We start from the raw sequence: 18,801 nt of genomic DNA on the forward strand, positions 1-18,801 counted from the left end.
TTAGGCGCTTTAACCATAACAGATTGGGGCTCTTTTTGTACACCCAAAGGGTGTTAAAATAAAACAAGATAAACACCGTCACAAAAGTGTTTATCTTGTTTTTTCAAATAAGTATGAATTATCCAGGATAAAGATAAAAAAGTATTCAAATTAATGACAGAATTTCCCTTTATATTTGTTGAGAATATGTGATCTTTTATAAGAACCTAATTTCTTAGTGAATTATCCGGGAAAAAATGATACAATATTAATGTTATTGTATTAATTTGGTAAAATACCGTTTTTTTAAAAATACAGTCTACTGATAAAATAATGTACCGGTAAAAAACAAAGAAATTAGAGTTTGGTGGTCAGGAAACTATGACAGTTGATTTGCTGTTCTGAGTTTGTCAATCGATGCACACTAATAATTGTTTTTCAACTGCTGAGGAAGTACTTCCCAAAGCAGTGAAGTTGCATTGTTGATCTTTTGGAATAATTGGTATTTTAAAGTGCGACTGAGACATTACTTAAAAAAACCGTATTATTCGAAGAAATAATCACCAGTGACGAATATTAACATAAGAAGAGTCAACTTCCTGTCTGCTATTTTAAACGCAAACTTCAAATGGCTGGAAAACCTGTCATAAATTAATTACTTATTGGAGAGAGACAATAAAAACTTATTTGGTATATAGACTTGGGAGAAAACTTTTTTGGAGCAATCCGTGAGTACGTTTCAAAAAATGCTGATTAATTATTCTGAATATTGTGTATAATTTTTTTGTTTTTATACAGTCAGCATCTAAGGACATCTGAGTTTTGGAATCCAAAGCAACCTTTGCAGGTGTATTTACTGCAACGGGCAGGAGGAAGGTTAGAGAAAAAACTGTACATCTTAGAAGTTACCGAGGATTAATTGTTACCGAGTTGTGTTTCAAAAAAGGGGCGAATGATATATTCGGAGAAATATATCATTCTAAAAAAAGTTTGGAAGAGTGGTTTTTTATGTCCAGAAGGGTGAAAATTTGTTTAATTTTTTTTATTGATTCATTGTTTATTGTTATGGCAAACTTATTTGCACATATCTATATGAATCCTTTGGTATTTATTACTCCTAAAACATGGATGCTGACCTTAATGGTTCAATTAGGTATCTATTGGATTTTAGGAGCAGTGCTTAACATTTTTAATAGGGTTAACCGTCAAGCCAACTTGAGGGAGATCATTGCCATTTCCACATCACTATTTGTGGGGCTGATCGTGGAGTTGGCATTTTTGGCCGTAGTCGGTGACAGTTATAGTCTTCGTTATGTTTTGCTGACATATGTATTTAGTGTGATTCTGATATGCGGCAGCCGTATCGGCTGGAAACTCTTTATTGAATATCGCATCCAACATGGGAATAAAATTTCTCATGGGAAAAGGACCTTGATTATTGGTGCCGGTGCCGGTGGAATAATTTTGATTGAAACGTTGAAACATTCTGTTACAAATGATGAGATTGATGTAGTAGGTTTTATCGACGATGATAAAGACAAACACGGCATTGTTATTTGCGGAAAATCAGTACTAGGTACGATAGATGACTTGCCCCAAGTTATTGATGATTACGAGATAGAGCAGTTAACGGTGGCCATACCTTCTTTACCTCCATCCGGCTATGAAAAAATTGTTGATATTGCTCAGCAAAAGCATATTAAAGTGAACTCCATGCCATCTATTGAAGACATCGCTTCTGGGGAAGTGCGTATGAATAAGTTGCGGGAGATTGATGTGGTTGATTTGTTGGGGCGTGAAGAAGTGGAATTAGACATGGCTATTATTTCTAATCAACTAACGGACAAGGTCGTGATGGTGACAGGTGCAGGCGGGTCAATCGGTTCTGAAATATGCCGGCAAGTCCTGCGTTTTTCTCCCAAACAGTTGCTGCTTTTAGGCCATGGAGAAAACTCTATTTATCAGATCAATCGTGAGTTAAATAAAGTAAATACTAAAACAGAAATTATTCCTTTAATAGCAGATATTAGAGATTACAATCGCATGTTTGAGGTTATGAGCAGGTATCGTCCAAATAAGGTTTACCATGCGGCGGCTCATAAGCATGTTCCCATGATGGAGTATAACCCGGGAGAAGCATTAAAAAATAATGTTTACGGTACTAAAAATACAGCAGAAGCAGCAGTAGCTAACAATATAGATTCTTTTGTGATGATTTCCACAGATAAAGCAACTAATCCACCGAATGTGATGGGAGCAACAAAAAGGATTGCTGAGATGCTCATAACAGGACTGAATGGTAGAGGAAAAACAAAATTTTCTGCGGTACGTTTTGGCAATGTTTTAGGCAGCCGTGGCAGTGTGGTTCCGGTGTTCAAAGAGCAAATCGAAAGTGGTGGTCCAGTGACCGTGACAGATTTTGAAATGACCCGCTACTTTATGACGATTCCTGAGGCAAGTCGGTTAGTTCTTCAAGCAGGAGCCTTAGCAAAAGGTGGAGAAATATTTATTCTCGATATGGGCGAGCCAGTGAAAATATATGATTTGGCCAAAAAAATGATTCAGCTGAGTGGCTATTCTACTGATGATATTGAGATCGTGGAATCAGGTATCCGCCCAGGTGAAAAGCTCTATGAAGAGTTATTGGTGGATAAAGAAAGAGCCGATGTGCAAGTATATGATAAAATATTTGTTGGGAATGTCAACGGGTTTGGCTACGATGAAGTATTAGCGCGAGTAGAAAAATTTAATAAAGAGAATGAGAAACAGTTAACGAAAGAAATCATAATGCTGGCGAATGAGTCGATAAATTAAGGAGTAAATAAACTTATGAATGAGAGAGTTTTTTTATCTTCTCCTCATATGAGTGAAGAAGGTTACGAAAAGGAATATATCAATGAAGCGTTTGAAACAAATTGGATAGCTCCTTTAGGAGAAAATGTGAATAAGTTTGAAGAAGAATTGGCACATTATGTGGGAGTCAGATATGCCGCAGCATTGTCATCCGGAACAGCTGCCATTCACTTAGCTTTAAAGGCTGTAGGAGTGAAAGCAGGAGATATTGTATTTTGCCAAAGTTTGACTTTTTCTGCGACAGCAAATCCTATTCTTTATGAAGGAGCTGTGCCTGTTTTTATTGACAGTGAAAGAGAAAGCTGGAATATGGACCCAGTAGCATTAGAAGAAGCGTTTCAGAAATATACGCCTAAAGCAGTGTTGGTGGTTCATCTTTATGGGCACCCAGCTAAATTAGATGAAATTAAATCAATTTGTGATAAATATCATACGGTACTTATTGAAGATGCTGCCGAAAGTTTGGGAACAACTTATAAAGGACAATTAACAGGCTCGATTGGCGAATATGGTATTTTCTCTTTCAATGGCAATAAAATTATTACGACATCAGGTGGGGGTATGCTAGTCTCCAATCATGAAGAACGTATCAATAAGGTGCGTTTTTGGGCGACACAAAGTCGCGATAATGCTCCTCACTATCAACACTCGGAAATTGGTTACAACTACCGTATGAGCAATGTGTTGGCCGGGATAGGAAGAGGACAGCTGAAAGTTTTGGAACAAAGAGTGGATAAAAAAAGGGCGGTTTTTCACCGATATCGGGATGAATTATCTGATTTGTCAGGTGTATCATTTCCAGAAGATTTCTCATGGGGAGTTTCCAATCATTGGCTAAGTGTCATGACGATAGATGGTGATATTACGCCAACTATGATTAGAGAAGAACTAGAAAAGCATAATATCGAAAGCCGTCCTATTTGGAAACCTATGCATATACAACCAATTTTCAAGAAATACGAATATTTTGGCAGTGGAGTATCAGAAGAGTTGTTTGCTAAGGGAATTTGTTTACCAAGTGATACTAAAATGACTGAAGAGCAGCAAGATGAAGTTATCAAAATTATTAAGAATTTATGGGATAGATAAATATGAAACAAACTTTTTACTGTAAATACGGGAAGAGATTTTTGGATATAGTTTTATCGGGATTGGCTCTATTAGTATTTTCACCGGTTATTTTATTTGTTGGAATCTTAGTGAGAGTTAAATTAGGATCTCCGGTAATTTTTTCGCAAAGTCGTCCAGGATTAAACGAGAAAATATTTAAAATGTATAAATTTAGGACTATGACTGCTGAAGAAGATCAAGATGGAAATTTGCTTCCAGATGAACAAAGATTGACAAGGTTTGGGAAATTATTAAGAGCCACCAGCTTAGATGAATTACCTGAATTGTGGAATATATTAAAGGGTGATATGTCCATTGTGGGGCCAAGGCCACAGTTAATAAAGGATTTGCACTTCATGTCAAGTGTAGAAAAAAAAAGGCAAGCTGTCTTACCAGGATTAACTGGTCTTGCTCAAGTGAATGGTAGAAATGCAATAAGCTGGGGGAAAAAATTAAACTACGATTTAATTTATATAAAAAACATCACATTTTTCAATGACTTAAAAATAATTTTATTAACAGTAGGAAAAGTATTTAAACGAGAAAATATTTCAGCTGATGGGATGGAAACAGCAGAGGATTTAGGCGACTATCTCTTAAGGATGAATAAAATATCACAAGAAGAGTACAACAAAATATTAGGAGAAATTTTAAATGATTGAAAAATATACCTCAAAAAAAGTATCCATTATCACAGCTGTTTTTAAAACAATTGGAGCACAGAGATATTTATTTTGAAGTACAAGTCATGTCATAAACTTTTTTATTAAATCTTTTGAGTATTTAAACACATACACATATACATTGAAAAAGACTTATTTTACCAATAATTAGAGTAGAAGTTAGAAACATAAGTCCCCAATTATTTGAGATAGCTCCCCTTCTCATGACTGAAGCTCATTCTATTGGTGTTGTAAAAATATTGAATTGAAAAGCAAAAGATAATAAGCAAATAAGACATTATATTTGAGCTCTTATAAGGATTGGATAAGCGTTGTGCTTCACCATCAGGTCTTAATAGAATAACGTTTAAAGAGAATATGTGCTCCTTATTAGAGAAGAAGGGGACTCTCCAATAAATAAATTTGAATTTAAATTATTTTTTGATTATGAATAAAAATCCCTTCTCCTTATATTTCAGTAAATGAATAATTTGTAAACAAGTATATTATTCACATATTTATAAACTCCATACAATGTGGATAGGTTAAAAAGATTATGACTATTTATTTCAGATTAGATTTCTAGAAAATTTGACTGAGAACATTATTGAATTTTAGTTGGATAATATTGAATTAATTTAAAGGGGTGAATGATTTGAAAAAAGCTCTAATTGTGTCATCTGTTGCTTCGATGATTAAAATTTTTAATATGGACAATATCAGGATCTTACTGAGTCTAGGTTATGAAGTTGACGTTGCAACTAACTTTGATAATCCGGGAACAATTAGTTTAGCTGATTCAAAAAAACTCATAGAAGAACTGAGGGAAATGTCTGTTGGTTGTTTTCAAATTGATTTTTCAAGAAATGTTACTGATTTTAAAATGATAATTAAATCCTTTAAGCAATTACGTCAATTATCGCTTAAAGACTATGATATAATGCACTGTCATTCCCCTATTGGTGGAGCATTAGCACGAATGGCCTTCAAAAACAAGAAGACAAGTATCATGTATACAGCACATGGATTTCATTTTTTTCGAGGGGGTCCTATAAAGGATTGGATATTATACTATCCAGTTGAGAGATACCTGTCTAGATATACGGATTATTTACTTATAATAAATGATGGCGATGCATCTGTCGCTAAAAAATTTAAAGCAACTCAGGTTATTCAACTTCCGGGAGTAGGAATTGATTGGGAAAAGTATAATATTGTAATTAGTGAAAATGAAAAAAAAGAATTAAAAAGAAAATTTAAAATTGATAAATCTACAAAAGTAATGATATCTGTTGGGGAACTGAACAATAATAAGAATCATATTTTGGGGATTAAAGCAGTCAAGGAACTCTCTAAGTATGATTTAGAATATATCATATGTGGAATTGGACAAGAGAGAGAGAGTTTAATAGAAAAATCTAAAGAACTTGGAGTTATAGACAAAGTTCATTTACTAGGATTTCGAAATGATATTGAAAAAATTTATAAAATATGTGATATATGTTTATTTCCATCTAAAAGGGAAGGACTTGGACTCGCAGGACTTGAAGCTATGGCATCAGGTTTACCTTTAGTTACCTCAAGTGTGGGCGGAATAAAAGATTATATGACTAACGGAAGAACGGGGTACATGTTTAGTGATTTAGTCAATCCTAAAGAACTTGTTGCTGCTGTAGAAAAAATTTTAGAAATGGACTCTTTAAAGCTAAATGAGATTTCAAACTACAACAAAGCTGTTTCTAAAAAGTATGATAAAGAAAATGTCTCTGGTCTCATGAGAAAAATTTACAAAGAAATTCATTAAAGGAGCTTAACTTTGAAAGTAATTGCATTTTATTTACCACAATTTCATCCGACTGAATTAAACAATAAATATTGGGGGGAAGGATTTACCGAATGGGTAAATGTAAAAAGAGCGAAACCACTATTTAATAATCATAGACAACCAAGAATACCATTGGAACAAAATTATTATGATTTATTGGATATAAGTACGTTGGAATGGCAAGCTGATATTGCACAAAAATACGGCATCTATGGTTTTTGTTTTTATCATTATTGGTTTAATGGAACACTTCAATTAGAAAAACCTGCAGAGTTGCTTTTAAATAATAAAAGTATTGATATTAATTATTGTTTTAGTTGGGCAAATGAACCGTGGACTCAAGCATGGGTTTCTAAAAGTGACTCGATTATAATGCCTCAGAAGTATGGCGGAAAAAAAGATTGGAAACTTCATTTTGAATATTTACTCTCTTTTTTTAAAGATGAGCGCTATATAAAGAATAATGGAAAACCATTACTCATAATCTATCGTCCAGAACAAATAGATTGTTTAAATGAAATGTTAGATTTTTTTGTGGAACTAGCACTAGCAAATGGATTTCCGGGAATTGAATTTGCCTATCAACATATTGATTTTGACAAAATGAAAGTGAAAGATGATAGTAGATTTTCGTATAATATTGAGTATGAACCATTGTATAGTCTAGACAGATTCATCGAGCAGTCCAATATGAAATTTATTTTTAACGTTATGAAAAAAGTTGATGATGTACTATTTAAATTTTTCAATAAAAAATTTTCTACATTATATTTAAAAAAGGTAAGAACTTATGATTATGATACGATTTGGGAGAAGTCTTTTCAAAATGAGAACATCACATCTAAGAATATTGCCGGAGCATTTGTTGACTGGGATAATACACCAAGAAGGGGAAGTAAAGGGGTTGCTTACATCGGGGCAAATCCAACCAAATTTAAAAAATATTTCGAAAGAAAAGTAAATCAAGTGAAAAAAGATTATAGTAATGATATGCTTTTCATATTTTCGTGGAATGAGTGGGCCGAGGGAGGATATCTAGAGCCGGATACGGAATTTGGTTTCCAGTATTTGGAGGCCATCAAAGAGACTCTGGACAAAGCAGGTGAAAATCCTTATGAAAGAGACTGAAAAAATTAGAGTTGCCGTTTTGATGTCAACGTATAATGGAGAAAGATATTTACAGACACAAATCGATTCAATTTTGAAGCAGAAAGGTTATTTTACGTTGGATTTAATTGTCAGAGATGATGGATCAACAGATGGCACACTTAAGATTTTAGAAAATTATCAAAATAAAGGAAAGTTAAAATATTTTGAAGGGAAAAACTTAGGTCCAGCTCAAAGTTTTTTGGACTTATTAAGTAAGGTCCAAAACTATGATTACTACGCATTTTCTGATCAAGATGATTTTTGGCTAGAGGATAAGATTTTGAGAGCTACTAATTGTTTGCACCGTATAGAGGAAAATAAGATGAAAATGTATCATTCAGCTACAACTTTGACCGATAAAGATTTAAATATAATAGAAGATATGTACATGAAAAAAGAAAAATGGGATTATGTTGATTTTTTAATACGAAATAATGTTACGGGGTGTACACTGGTTATTAGTCGAGAACTAGCAAGTTTAATAAATGATTATAGACCAAAAAAAATTATGATGCATGATCATTGGATAGCTCTTTTATGTACGGTAATGAATGGTGAGTTAATTTACGATAAAGAATCAAGAATATTATATAGACAACATGAAAATAATGTCCTTGGTCATAAAAAGAATAACTATAAGAAACTTTTAGATAATTCAATATTTCAGAAAAGAACAAATAATCGAAGTATGATGATTAAAGAACTAACAAGAGGGTATTCAAAGTTAATTCCCATAAATAATTTGCGATTGCTACAACAAGCGATATCTTCGACTGACTCACTTAATAATGCAGTCAAATTTCTAAGTAACAAACAGGTTAGGTTATCAAAAAACTACTCAATGTGGTTCTGTATTGCCGTATTATTGAAAAAATTCTAAAAATGATCTAAGGAGAAACAATTTGGGAACATTATCAGAGTCTGCCACGTATATACTGTACTATTCGTTGTTTATAAGTACGGTTTTTCTTTCGATGATTTCATCACTTTTAAAAAAATATAAAAAAAAGTATCAATTTTGGTTAGGTTCAGTATCTTTTGTGATAAACTATTTAACCTTAACATTAGTTGTTGGCCTCCGTGCGTACGGAATAGACCATACTAACTATCATAACATGTATACTCAAATAAATGAAAGTGGATTTTCATATAAAGGTTTCCCTGAACCCTTATTTTATTTGATCAATAAAGTTGTTTCATTTACAACAGGTAATTTTCTTGATATATATTTAATATGTGCTATTTTAACTTTTTCATTCTTTTTTGCGGCTTTTAAAGAAAGAATAGGCGTAAATAGCTATCCAATAATAGTGTCTACTTTTTTCTTGGTCTTCTATTTTTATTCTTTTGGTTTAATCAGAATGCTTGTTTCTGTTTCACTCTTGACATACGCACACAAATATCTATGCAGTAATAATTTAAAAAAATATCTTATTTATGGAATAATAGCGGGGGGATTTCATTATAGTGCGTTCGTAATTGTTCCGATAATTATTTTTTCTGAAAAATTATATAGAAAACGATTTAAGTTCAGAGAGATTTTCGGTGTCTATGTACTGTTGTTACCTTTGCTATTCATTATATTTACCCAGTTGTTTAAGTATTTTATTAGATATGTTCCTTGGTTGTATAGATATAGCGATTATTTAAATTTAAATTTTGAACCAGCAATTATAAAAAATTATTTTTGGATTTTACCTGCAATAATAATATTGATGTTATTTGGAAAGCAAATTAGGGAGATTAACTATGATGGAGAAATTCTTATTAATCTGTTCTGTTTACTTTGTTCGCTGATGATAATATCATCTTTTTTCCGAATTTTTAGATTAACATTTTATTTGTATTATCCTGTTATATATATATATGGTTCTTTATTCAAGTTATCACCTTTTAAAAAAAACAGGGAAATCATAGTGGTTTTTTGGATTTTTTTTGTAATATTTGGATTTTTTTATTTAAGAGAAATGTTCTTTGACAGCATTTATATTGATCCATTTATAATACCATTTATGTTTAGAGTATTGACTAGGTAGTCAAAAGGTAGTCGGTAGCGTCAAGAATTATGTGTAAATAGAATAGTCCATCCTGTCTTATGAGTTTAAACATTGATTCCAATGTATCTTGAATTTCTTTGAACCCTTTATGAATACATCCTAAACAATTTGATTATAATCATTGAATTGAGAAACCAAGAATCTTTCTAAAGATTCTTCATTAGGAAATTGTTCTTTTCTCTTTGTATATTTTTTCAGCTGTTTATTAAAGCATTCAATCAGATTAATAGAATAAATGGTTCGTCTGATCGAGGGAGGAAAATTGAAAAATGTTAGTATGGCAGGATTCAGGAGTAGTTTGCCCACTCTTGGATACTGCTTTTTCCATTTTTCACTCATCGAATGTATTTGATTGATCGTTTCTTCTGGGAGTGTACAATATTTTAAAATTTATGCTGAGTTCTACACAGAAAGATGCAACGCTTTTATTATTAGAAATCACTTTAATCAAATACTATATATCAAAAAAACCAGCCGAGGATTTTTCCCCTGGCTGGTTTTCATTTTAAAACAACTCTGTCACAATGGTTTCCACATAATCAGCACTTTGCGGTAATTCGTATTGCAGTATCCCATCCTTGCTGATCAGTTTTAATGCTGCAACGCCATCCATAAATCCTTTGACAACTTCACCTGTCAATTCTTGATGACAATTTGTCTGATTAAAAGTAACTTTCTTCCCATCGGCATTCAAAAATACCATTCGTAATTTTTTCATGTTTTATCCCTGCTTTCTTTTTTTATGCGTGAATTCGACTTTTATTGACAACGACTGTGGAGATATATTTGTTGGTGTCTGGTGTGATTTGGTCTAGTAACAGACCAAAAGCTTTGATGTCTTCTTCAACAGGTGTCTCAATCACATTGCTGATTGTTTGTTTTTTTGCTTTTTCTTGCCCGTCTATGCCAAAATAATACTCTAAGCCAGTTGATTCCCAAAGTTTCATTTTCTTCATTCCTTCCATTTATCATATGTTTGGTAAGTCTCGCGAGTGCTTACATCTATAAAGACGTTTCAGCTCATTAAAGTGTTACCCCTTGGACAAAATTATTTGATTCCCTCTACTACTTAAAAATATATTTTGCTGCTTTCAAAGCAAGTGAATTGCGCCATTTATAAACTGTCTTTCGAGACGTATGGTATTTCTTCGCAATAGCTGTGATATTATTATCCTCAAAATAAGTTTCCTTAAAAAAGATACGCTCATTCTCAGTTAAATATGGCCATAGCTTTTCCATCATGAGTTTGATTGAAATCACATCGGTCATAGTTTCCTTTGTGGACTCACCTTCATCACTGTCTTTAGTGGTTTCCATACAGAACTCTTTTGTTTTCTGCCGGTTTTGCTTTCTTAGTTCGTCTAATATCCGCCAACGAATATGGGTGTAGAGATACCCGCGGAATTTTTCATCGTCAAGCTCAGGAGTAAAGGTTTGACGGGTCAAGAGTTCCCAAAGTGACAGGCGACCAATTTGAAGCAAATCTTCATAATTAGCTGCGAATGGATAGATGGACAATTTTGCGAGAACACCGTAAACAATTTCTTCGTACATTTCATACTGTTTCTTTGTGTCATCAAACATGAGGTTTTCATCCCTTATTTTTAAATTCCAACCGGTTGTTAGAGAAACTATAGATTATCAGCTAGGGGTTTGACAAAAACCGAAAAAATGAAATGGGGACCAATAATTATCGTTCGGGATGAAAACGCTTCCTGATGACGGTGAGATATGCTAAAATATTTAAAAATAGACCGTTTTATAAGAGGAAATGAGGAATTGTTTGAGAATTTTTGAAATTCTAAAAGGTCATTGTGTACAGTAGCGTAAGAAGAAATCAATGTAAGGAGTTGCTCATATGTCAAAGACTGATAAAGCGCCTAAAAAGCTGGTTTTTGCGGATAGTAAGCAAGATGAAGAGATGAATGATTTGGAAGTGGTGGCATCAATGGAACTCACTAAAGAAACTCTCTTTGCGAAAGAAATCGAAATAGAGGGGAAAAAATGTACAATTTTGTACAATAAAAACCAATCACCCAAACTTATTTTTGAGTGTTCCGCTAATTTGATCAAGCGACTGGACTATGGACGCCCTCACTCCAATCAAGTGCTGGTGGATGTGTTTTCTGATGTTTTAAAAGTGAATGGTTACTGCAACCCCTATTTGAGCCACAAAGGTTTATTTGCTCCCTGCGGTGCGCCGTCAAAAGGAGGATGCAGCTGGTTTGATGTGATGGAAATCGTCAGGATAGACACGTTTAAAAATACTGTCCATTCAGAAAGTAAAACGCTCTGTACATTTTGCGATGGTCTTCAAGTGGTTTTTTCCAAGTCTAAAAATGATTTTAAGAAAAAGTTGAAGAAAAATTTAGATCTCTATTTAGCATATAACATTTATGAAACGAGAATTCATAAGTTTGAAGGACTCATTTCTATTGATCGCTCCGAAGAAATATATGATCTTTATCTTAAGCTAATCGGAAGAACTTGTATGGAGCATTTTAGGATGAATACTGAGCAAGTAACGGCAGAGTTGCATAAAACATCCTATTTTACGAAACAAATAAATGAATCTGGAAAATATAGTAAAAAAGAGCTTAACCAGATCATAAAAAATGTAGAGAAAGATTACAGGATATAATCAGCGGGAAATTAAGATTTCACGTCCTTCTTATCTAAAATAATCCTCTGACAGCTGTTACCCTCTGAATCATTTCAGAGGCTTTTTAATGCCCCCCTAAGAGCAATTGAACGTTGCTGTATGCCAAGAGCAGTTGTTTCTTCTGAAACTAACCGATTTTTGCCATAAAAACAAGTGAACTGATAGGTGGGACTATCCGTGACACTGTTAGACAGTGTAGTCTTTTGTCAGATTGTTTGATTTTATATTTTTCAATAACATGATAGTATGATAGATGGACTTGAAAATAAGAAATGAAGTGACTGGATGGAAAAAATAATTAGTGTAACAAAAAATAAAGGTGCAGGGTATCAGATACAACTGGCATCGGGAGAAGCTATTGAAGTTTCAGAAGATGTACTGGTGCGGCATCGTCTGTTGAAAGGACAGGAAGTTTCTTCAGATTTTTTGCGTCAAATAAAAAAAGACAGTCAGCAGGATTTAGGCTATCAGCTGAGTCTAAATTATTTGAGTTATCAGCTTCGGACTGAAAAAGAAGTAAAAGATTATCTTATCACTAAAAAGATTGCTATCGAGGATATCCCTGACATTATCCAAAGACTCAAAACGTTGAAGTTGGTAGATGATTTGGTCTATGGTGAAAGTTACGTGAGGACACAAATCAGATTAAGTGATAAGGGTCCTGGGGTTTTGCAGCAGCAGTTATTCAAAAAAGGGCTGAGACAAGAAACTGTGGAAAAAGCTTTAAGGCTATATACACCTGAACTCCAGTTGGAATTGGCAGTAAAAGCAGCGAAGAAATCAGCAAAGAAACATCGTCAGAAAACTTTTCAGATTCAAAGACAAAAAGTTCAGCAGACACTGATGACAAAAGGTTTTTCCGCTGAGATCATCAAAGAAGCAATGGCTCTGCTTGCATTGGAAAAAGACGAAGCCAAGGAAAGCGACTTGGTAATGATTGATGGAGAAAAAATCTGGCAAAAAAACAAGCGTTTTGATTTTTCGCAGCGTAAGCAAAAAACTATTCAGGGCTTGATTAGAAAAGGTTTTGATTATGATTTGATTCAAGAGTTTCTCAGCGGAAAAGAGAGTGACGATGAGTAAAGAACAACAATCTGAAACATTAGATATGAACCAGCTGGTGGATGGATGGGACGATGAAAAAGTAAGAGAGTTTCAAGAAACTTTCTTAACTTGGTATGATGAGGAAAAACGCTGGCTGCCTTGGCGAGTCAGTAAGGAACCTTACGGGATATGGGTCTCGGAAATCATGCTGCAGCAAACGCAGGTGGCTACGGTGATTCCTTATTATGAAAGATTTATGGAGTGGTTTCCTACGGTGGCAGACTTAGCTGCTGCTCCTGAAGAAAGGCTGCTGAAAGCTTGGGAAGGTTTGGGCTATTATTCCCGTGTGAGAAATATGCAGTTTGCTGCAAGACAAATCATGGATGAGTTCGGCGGCAACTTTCCCCAGACAGTGAAAGAACTTAAAAAGTTAAAAGGTATTGGTCCCTATACTGCCGGAGCTATCGCCAGCATCTCTTTTGATGCGCCTGAGCCGGCGGTAGACGGCAATGTGATGAGAGTCTTTAGCCGTTTGTTTGGCATTAAACAAGATATTGCCAAATCAGGCACGCTGAAATTTTTTGATTTTGTGGTGCGTCATGTCATCTCCCATGATGCGCCGGGAGATATGAATCAAGCGACTATGGATTTGGGTGCCAGTCTTTGCACCCCGACTTCTCCCCAATGTTCGTCATGTCCTTTGAAAAATTATTGTTTGGCAAATCGTGAAGGAACTCAGGAAAACTATCCGGTCAAATCAAAAAAAATCAAAGTGAAGCCGATGTATTATATCGGGCTCGCTAAAGAGAATGCTCAAGGAGCGTTTGAATTTGTCCAAAGGGCGGGCACAGGACTGCTTGCCAATATGTGGACTTTTCCCCTAATAGAAGTGACGAAAAAAGAGTATGAAATTTTCCGACAAGAGTGGCAGAGATATTTAAACGAACCAAGGGGACAAGAAACATTAGATTTGGTTGCAGAGGAAGACTGGAGATTATCTGATTGGTTAGACGCCCAAGATTCAGAGACGGTATGGAAAAAAATGCCTGTAGGTGAGGTAACTCACGTGTTCAGTCATTTAAAGTGGCATGTGTTAGTTGTTTATGGACGTAGAAAGCTTGCTGATATCACTGGAAAAGAAATTTCTGAGGTGGGGCAAGAGACACATTGGCTGTCCGTCGAAGATTTTGAAAGCCGCCCATTGCCTAAACCCCAAGAGAAAATGACTCACCTTTTGATTCAGCAAGGCTATTTTGAGAAAATGATTTCTGCGGATAAATAATTCTCGGCAGTGAAATATTTTATGCTATAATGTCTATGATGTCTATGTCTTATAGATTTTTAGCGAAAGCTTAAACGTGTTAGAAGAAAGTAGGGTTTCGATGCGTGTTCCTAAAGAAGGGGAATTCATCACGATACAGAGCTATAAACACGACGGTAATTTACATAGAATTTGGCGCGATACCATGGTATTGAAAACTAGCGAACATTCGCTGATCGGGGTGAACGATCATACTTTAGTCATCGAGTCGGACGGTAGGCGCTGGGTCACTCGAGAACCGGCCATCGTTTATTTTCATAATAAGTTTTGGTTTAATGTGATTGCAATGATCAGAGACAACGGCGTTTCTTATTACTGTAATCTTGCTTCACCGTTTTTGATCGACAAAGAAGCGTTGAAGTATATTGATTATGACTTAGATATTAAAGTTTTTCCTGATGGTGAAAAGCGTTTGTTGGATGTAGATGAATACGAAGCACACCGCAGAAAAATGAACTACCCGCCTGAGATTGATTTTATCCTGAAAGAAAACGTCAAAATTTTGGTTGATTGGATTAATCACGGCAAGGGACCTTTTTCACCAGAATACATTGAGCTATGGTATGGACGCTATCGCCAGTTGTCGCGTAAATAGTTATCTGCCTCTGTTTCAGCAGGCAGAGGGTTGAATTCTGTTTAACTTAAAACCACTTCTCAAAAGAGAAGTGGTTTTTCTGATGTTTTGCAGTTTGTAGGGTAACTATCCCCTTATGAGACTCAATTGTGTGTTTAGAGAGAAGTTGGACTTTTTTAAGAGGCACTAGTTTCTAGGTTTTTCTCCATTTGACGGTGAGGGATGCCGGCATCGTCAAATTCTTCACTGCTGACATGGTAGCCCAAAGACTCGTAGAAACCGATCGAGGACACTTGTGCCCCCAGAGTAATACTTGCGATATGATTTTCTTTAGCGATAGCTTCGATGTGCTTTAGCAGAAGCTGTCCCAGGTGTTGTTTTCGCTTATTCTTTTTGACCGCTACTCGCTGAAGTTTCCATTGTTGGTCGGCTAGAGGATAGACACGGCTAGTAGCTATTGGCGTCCCGTCATCAGCGTAAAGAACAAAATGCAGACACTCGTTTTCGAGTTCATCGATTTCCAGCTCCTCGGGAACATTTTGTTCGCGAATAAATACCTCTTTGCGGAGATTTAAAGCATCTTGATATATTTTTGTTTGCAGCTCAGTGGTTTGCTTGATTTCCATAGAGACACTCCTTTAAAATATTTTATTAAAATGATGAAATAGTTTTGACAAATCAATTGAAAAACTGGATACTATTCTCATACTGACTGTTTGACAGCTTTGTGGTCAAATGAGAGTCTGCTTAGAGTATACTACAAAAAGAAATGATAAAAAATATTGTTTTCTTAAAAGGGAGTTTTCAAATGTTTGAAAAAATAAAAAATTCAAAACTGATGTTCTGGTCGTTAGAATTACTGATTTTAGCAACATTGGTCTTGGTGTCAACAAAAATCGATTTTGTCTTTTCTCCCATCGTCACATTTTTTAGTACGTTGTTTGCCCCAATCTTGATTGCAGGGTTTTTGTACTATATGGTGAACCCTTTAGTGAGTTTCCTAGAGAGAAAGTTTGAGATGAAACGGACCCTTGCAGTGGTCATTGTGTTTCTGTTGCTGATAGGCTTACTGGTTTTAGCAGTAAGTACGATTATCCCAGCCCTTGCTTTCCAAGTGAGTGAGCTGATTTCCAGCCTGCCTCAGTTTATTTCGGCTATCGAGCAGTGGAGCAAGGAAATGATGGATCATCCATGGGTTCAGCAAGTGGATTTAGAAGCTGCGCTAGGAAAACTTGATTTGAACATTGGTACAATCATTAAGAATTTCATCAATGGTTTGTCTTCCAGTTTAGGCTCGATCATGGGAACGGTCATCAATGTAGCCCTGACTTTAGTAACAGTACCTTTCATTTTATTCTATATGTTGAAAGATGGTCATCGCTTGATTCCAACCGTAAGTAAATTTTTACCGGACAGTTATGCAGATGAAGTCATTCATTTGCTGCAAAAGATGGGTCAGACGATTTCAAAATATATTAGCGGACAGGTCATAGAATGTACATTTGTGGGAATTGCTACGGCTATCGGCTATTATCTGATTGGCGTGGAGTACGCCATTTTATTTGGGACGATTGCTGGTATCACGAATATGATTCCTTATATCGGTCCTTATCTTGGTCTGGCACCGGCTGTTCTTGTGACGCTTTTCAGCAATCAGGAAAATGTGCTACTTAAAGTATTTTTGGCCTGTATCGTGGTGTTAGTCGTACAGCAGATTGACGGGAATTTTATTTTCCCTAATGTTATCGGCAAAAGTTTGGATATCCATCCTCTGACGATTATTTTTATTTTATTGGTCGCCGGAAATATCGCAGGACTGCTGGGAATGATTTTAGGTGTGCCTTTCTATGCTGTTTGTCGCACCATTGTTTCCCATGTGTATGATATCATTCAAATCAGAAAGGGAAAAATGCTCAGGGAAAGTTTCGCTATCACCCAAGAAGATAAAAAATCGGGATTAAAAAATAAATAGCCCAGCACGTGTATATTGAAGTTTCAGGATTTTTGTGATACAGTTATTGTGGAAAAAAATAAAGTAAAATAGGAGTGTCATGAACAGCAGCTGGCACCTGCAGTCATGATTGTCGTGAAGTTTTTATAGTCAGATCAGGAACTATCTGGTATAAAAGTCTTTCGGCGTTGAAGAAGAATTAAGGAGAGAATGGCTTATGAATGCTGACCCCGAGAGTCAGTCGATAATTATGTTGATTTTGATTTTAGCCGTGTTGACGTTACTGAATGCTTTTTTTGCAGCGGCGGAGATTGCGGTAGTATCACTAAATAAGAACAGAATTCAGCAAAAAGCTGAAAGTGGCGACAAAGCTGCTCAGCGACTAGCCAAATTATTAAAAAACACAGGAAATTTCCTGTCTACGATCCAAGTTGGGATCACGCTTGTCAATATTTTATCAGGGGCCTCTTTGGCCGACAGTTTTGCAAAAAAACTGGCGCCGTTATTTGGCGGGGCACCTTGGGCGATGAAACTTGCTAATGTTTTAGTATTGATTATGTTGACGTATATTTCTATCGTTTTTGGGGAATTATATCCCAAGCGGATTGCTTTGAGTAAATCAGAAGAGGTGGCAAAATTTGCCGTAGGGCCGATTCAAGCAATCGGTGTTATCACACGTCCATTTGTATGGCTGTTATCTGTGTCTACTGATTTTTTAGGCCGGATTACTCCGATGAAGTTTGATGATGATGATAATAAGATGACTCGTGATGAGATGCGCTACTTGCTTGAGGCTGAGGGTGTACTGGAACATGACGAACTAGAGATGGTACAGGGAGTTTTCTCACTGGACACCACAGTGGCTCGTGAGGTGATGGTACCTCGTACAGATGCGTTCATGATTGATTTGTTGGACCCCATCGAAGAAAACCTTGGGAAAATCATGTCGCAAAATTATTCCCGTATCCCTGTGTATGAAGATGACAAAGACCGAGTAATCGGTGTTTTGCACGTGAAGAGCTTGTTGAAAGCTGCTCATAAACAAGGGTTTGAGGATTTAGACTTGATGAATATCATTACGGAGCCGTTGTTTGTTCCTGAAACGATTTTTACCGATGATTTACTGCTTGAATTCAAACGTACACAAAACCAAATGGGTATCCTTTTGGATGAGTATGGCGGGATGGTAGGAATCGTTACTTTAGAAGACTTGTTGGAGGAAATCGTCGGGGAAATCGATGATGAATCAGACGAAGTTGAAAATATTTACACTAAGATTTCTGATACGGAATACTTGATTCAAGGCCGGATGCCGATTGATGAATTCAATGAGGCATTTAATACAGATTTGGATATGAATGACGTAGACTCCATGGCAGGCTATTTGATTACTGCTTTGGGAACAATCCCTGATGAAGGTGAAAATCTGTCTTATCATGTGGATAATGTGACACTGATTTCGGAACAAATGGAAGGTTCACGTGTCTTGTCTTTAAGAGTAATATTTGACGAAAACCCTGAAAAATTTAATCATAAGGGATTTTCTGTTGACGAAGATGAGGAATGAAAAGTTCCGTTAAAAAAGTTTTACCGATAGAATGTTGCTAGTCATTG

General features: G+C 35.5%; 17 protein-coding genes and 1 pseudogene. 13 read left to right on the top strand and 5 right to left on the bottom strand.

Going from position 1 to position 18,801, the window contains the following annotated elements; genetic code table 11:
• Window positions 1-987: 987 nt before the first annotated feature.
• The 7 genes from CBF29_RS02820 to CBF29_RS02850 all read left to right on the top strand — a co-directional run bounded on the left by CBF29_RS02820 (window position 988) and on the right by CBF29_RS02850 (window position 9,614).
• Complete coding sequence (locus tag CBF29_RS02820; protein WP_126807416.1) at window positions 988-2,793, top strand: nucleoside-diphosphate sugar epimerase/dehydratase; 1,806 nt, start codon at window positions 988-990, stop codon at window positions 2,791-2,793.
• Between the two features lie 15 nt (window positions 2,794-2,808).
• A complete protein-coding gene (locus CBF29_RS02825) occupies window positions 2,809-3,921 on the top strand; it encodes a DegT/DnrJ/EryC1/StrS family aminotransferase (protein WP_126807105.1) in 1,113 nt (370 codons plus the stop codon).
• On the top strand, window positions 3,918-4,604 hold the full coding sequence (locus CBF29_RS02830; protein WP_281272906.1) for a sugar transferase: 687 nt from the start codon (window positions 3,918-3,920) through the stop codon (window positions 4,602-4,604). The genes CBF29_RS02825 and CBF29_RS02830 overlap by 4 nt, the downstream gene beginning before the upstream one ends.
• A 655-nt stretch (window positions 4,605-5,259) precedes the next feature.
• The gene (locus CBF29_RS02835; protein WP_126807109.1) at window positions 5,260-6,408 is read left to right on the top strand and encodes a glycosyltransferase; all 1,149 of its coding nucleotides are present in this window, start codon (window positions 5,260-5,262) and stop codon (window positions 6,406-6,408) included.
• 12 nt (window positions 6,409-6,420) lie between these two features.
• Complete coding sequence (locus tag CBF29_RS02840) at window positions 6,421-7,557, top strand: glycosyltransferase WbsX family protein (RefSeq protein WP_126807111.1); 1,137 nt, start codon at window positions 6,421-6,423, stop codon at window positions 7,555-7,557.
• Window positions 7,544-8,458: a glycosyltransferase family 2 protein gene (locus tag CBF29_RS02845; RefSeq protein WP_126807113.1), complete on the top strand. Its 915-nt coding sequence runs from the start codon at window positions 7,544-7,546 to the stop codon at window positions 8,456-8,458. Before CBF29_RS02840 ends, CBF29_RS02845 begins: the two co-directional genes overlap by 14 nt.
• Before the next feature lie 22 nt (window positions 8,459-8,480).
• On the top strand, window positions 8,481-9,614 hold the full coding sequence (locus CBF29_RS02850; protein ID WP_126807116.1) for an EpsG family protein: 1,134 nt from the start codon (window positions 8,481-8,483) through the stop codon (window positions 9,612-9,614).
• 67 nt (window positions 9,615-9,681) lie between these two features.
• Here the strand turns inward: CBF29_RS02850 and CBF29_RS02855 are convergent.
• The 4 genes and pseudogenes from CBF29_RS02855 to CBF29_RS02870 form a co-directional block, all read right to left on the bottom strand.
• A pseudogene (locus CBF29_RS02855) lies at window positions 9,682-9,983 on the bottom strand (transposase); the annotation flags it as partial.
• A 157-nt stretch (window positions 9,984-10,140) separates the two neighbouring features.
• The gene (locus CBF29_RS02860; RefSeq protein ID WP_126807118.1) at window positions 10,141-10,353 is read right to left on the bottom strand and encodes a DUF2922 domain-containing protein; all 213 of its coding nucleotides are present in this window, start codon (window positions 10,351-10,353) and stop codon (window positions 10,141-10,143) included.
• Between the two features lie 22 nt (window positions 10,354-10,375).
• Complete coding sequence (locus tag CBF29_RS02865; protein WP_126807120.1) at window positions 10,376-10,582, bottom strand: hypothetical protein; 207 nt, start codon at window positions 10,580-10,582, stop codon at window positions 10,376-10,378.
• A 118-nt stretch (window positions 10,583-10,700) separates the two neighbouring features.
• On the bottom strand, window positions 10,701-11,219 hold the full coding sequence (locus CBF29_RS02870; protein ID WP_126807122.1) for a sigma-70 family RNA polymerase sigma factor: 519 nt from the start codon (window positions 11,217-11,219) through the stop codon (window positions 10,701-10,703).
• Between the two features lie 274 nt (window positions 11,220-11,493).
• On the opposite strand from CBF29_RS02870, the gene CBF29_RS02875 reads away from it, so the two are divergent.
• The 4 genes from CBF29_RS02875 (at window position 11,494) to ntdP (ending at window position 15,257) form a co-directional block, all read left to right on the top strand.
• On the top strand, window positions 11,494-12,276 hold the full coding sequence (locus CBF29_RS02875) for a hypothetical protein (protein ID WP_126807124.1): 783 nt from the start codon (window positions 11,494-11,496) through the stop codon (window positions 12,274-12,276).
• Between the two features lie 306 nt (window positions 12,277-12,582).
• On the top strand, window positions 12,583-13,380 hold the full coding sequence (gene recX / locus CBF29_RS02880) for a recombination regulator RecX (protein WP_126807126.1): 798 nt from the start codon (window positions 12,583-12,585) through the stop codon (window positions 13,378-13,380).
• A 25-nt stretch (window positions 13,381-13,405) separates the two neighbouring features.
• Window positions 13,406-14,623 (top strand): A/G-specific adenine glycosylase, encoded by a 1,218-nt coding sequence (gene mutY, locus CBF29_RS02885; protein ID WP_126807418.1) that lies wholly within the window; start codon window positions 13,406-13,408, stop codon window positions 14,621-14,623.
• Window positions 14,624-14,723: 100 nt separating this feature from the next.
• Entirely contained in the window at window positions 14,724-15,257 is a 534-nt protein-coding gene (ntdP, locus tag CBF29_RS02890) for a nucleoside tri-diphosphate phosphatase (RefSeq protein WP_126807128.1), read from the top strand.
• Window positions 15,258-15,412: 155 nt separating this feature from the next.
• On the opposite strand, the gene CBF29_RS02895 is transcribed toward ntdP, so the two are convergent.
• Complete coding sequence (locus tag CBF29_RS02895; RefSeq protein WP_126807130.1) at window positions 15,413-15,862, bottom strand: GNAT family N-acetyltransferase; 450 nt, start codon at window positions 15,860-15,862, stop codon at window positions 15,413-15,415.
• Between the two features lie 182 nt (window positions 15,863-16,044).
• Between CBF29_RS02895 and CBF29_RS02900 the strand changes: the two genes are divergently transcribed.
• Both CBF29_RS02900 and CBF29_RS02905 read left to right on the top strand, forming a co-directional pair.
• The gene (locus CBF29_RS02900) at window positions 16,045-17,208 is read left to right on the top strand and encodes an AI-2E family transporter (RefSeq protein ID WP_126807132.1); all 1,164 of its coding nucleotides are present in this window, start codon (window positions 16,045-16,047) and stop codon (window positions 17,206-17,208) included.
• Window positions 17,209-17,404: 196 nt separating this feature from the next.
• Window positions 17,405-18,754 carry a hemolysin family protein gene (locus tag CBF29_RS02905; RefSeq protein WP_126807134.1) on the top strand — a complete coding sequence of 450 codons (1,350 nt, stop codon included), beginning with the start codon at window positions 17,405-17,407 and terminating at the stop codon, window positions 18,752-18,754.
• Window positions 18,755-18,801: the final 47 nt, after the last annotated feature.

The sequence above is a fragment of the Vagococcus elongatus genome (genome assembly GCF_003987645.1).
GTDB lineage: Bacteria > Bacillota > Bacilli > Lactobacillales > Vagococcaceae > Vagococcus_A > Vagococcus_A elongatus.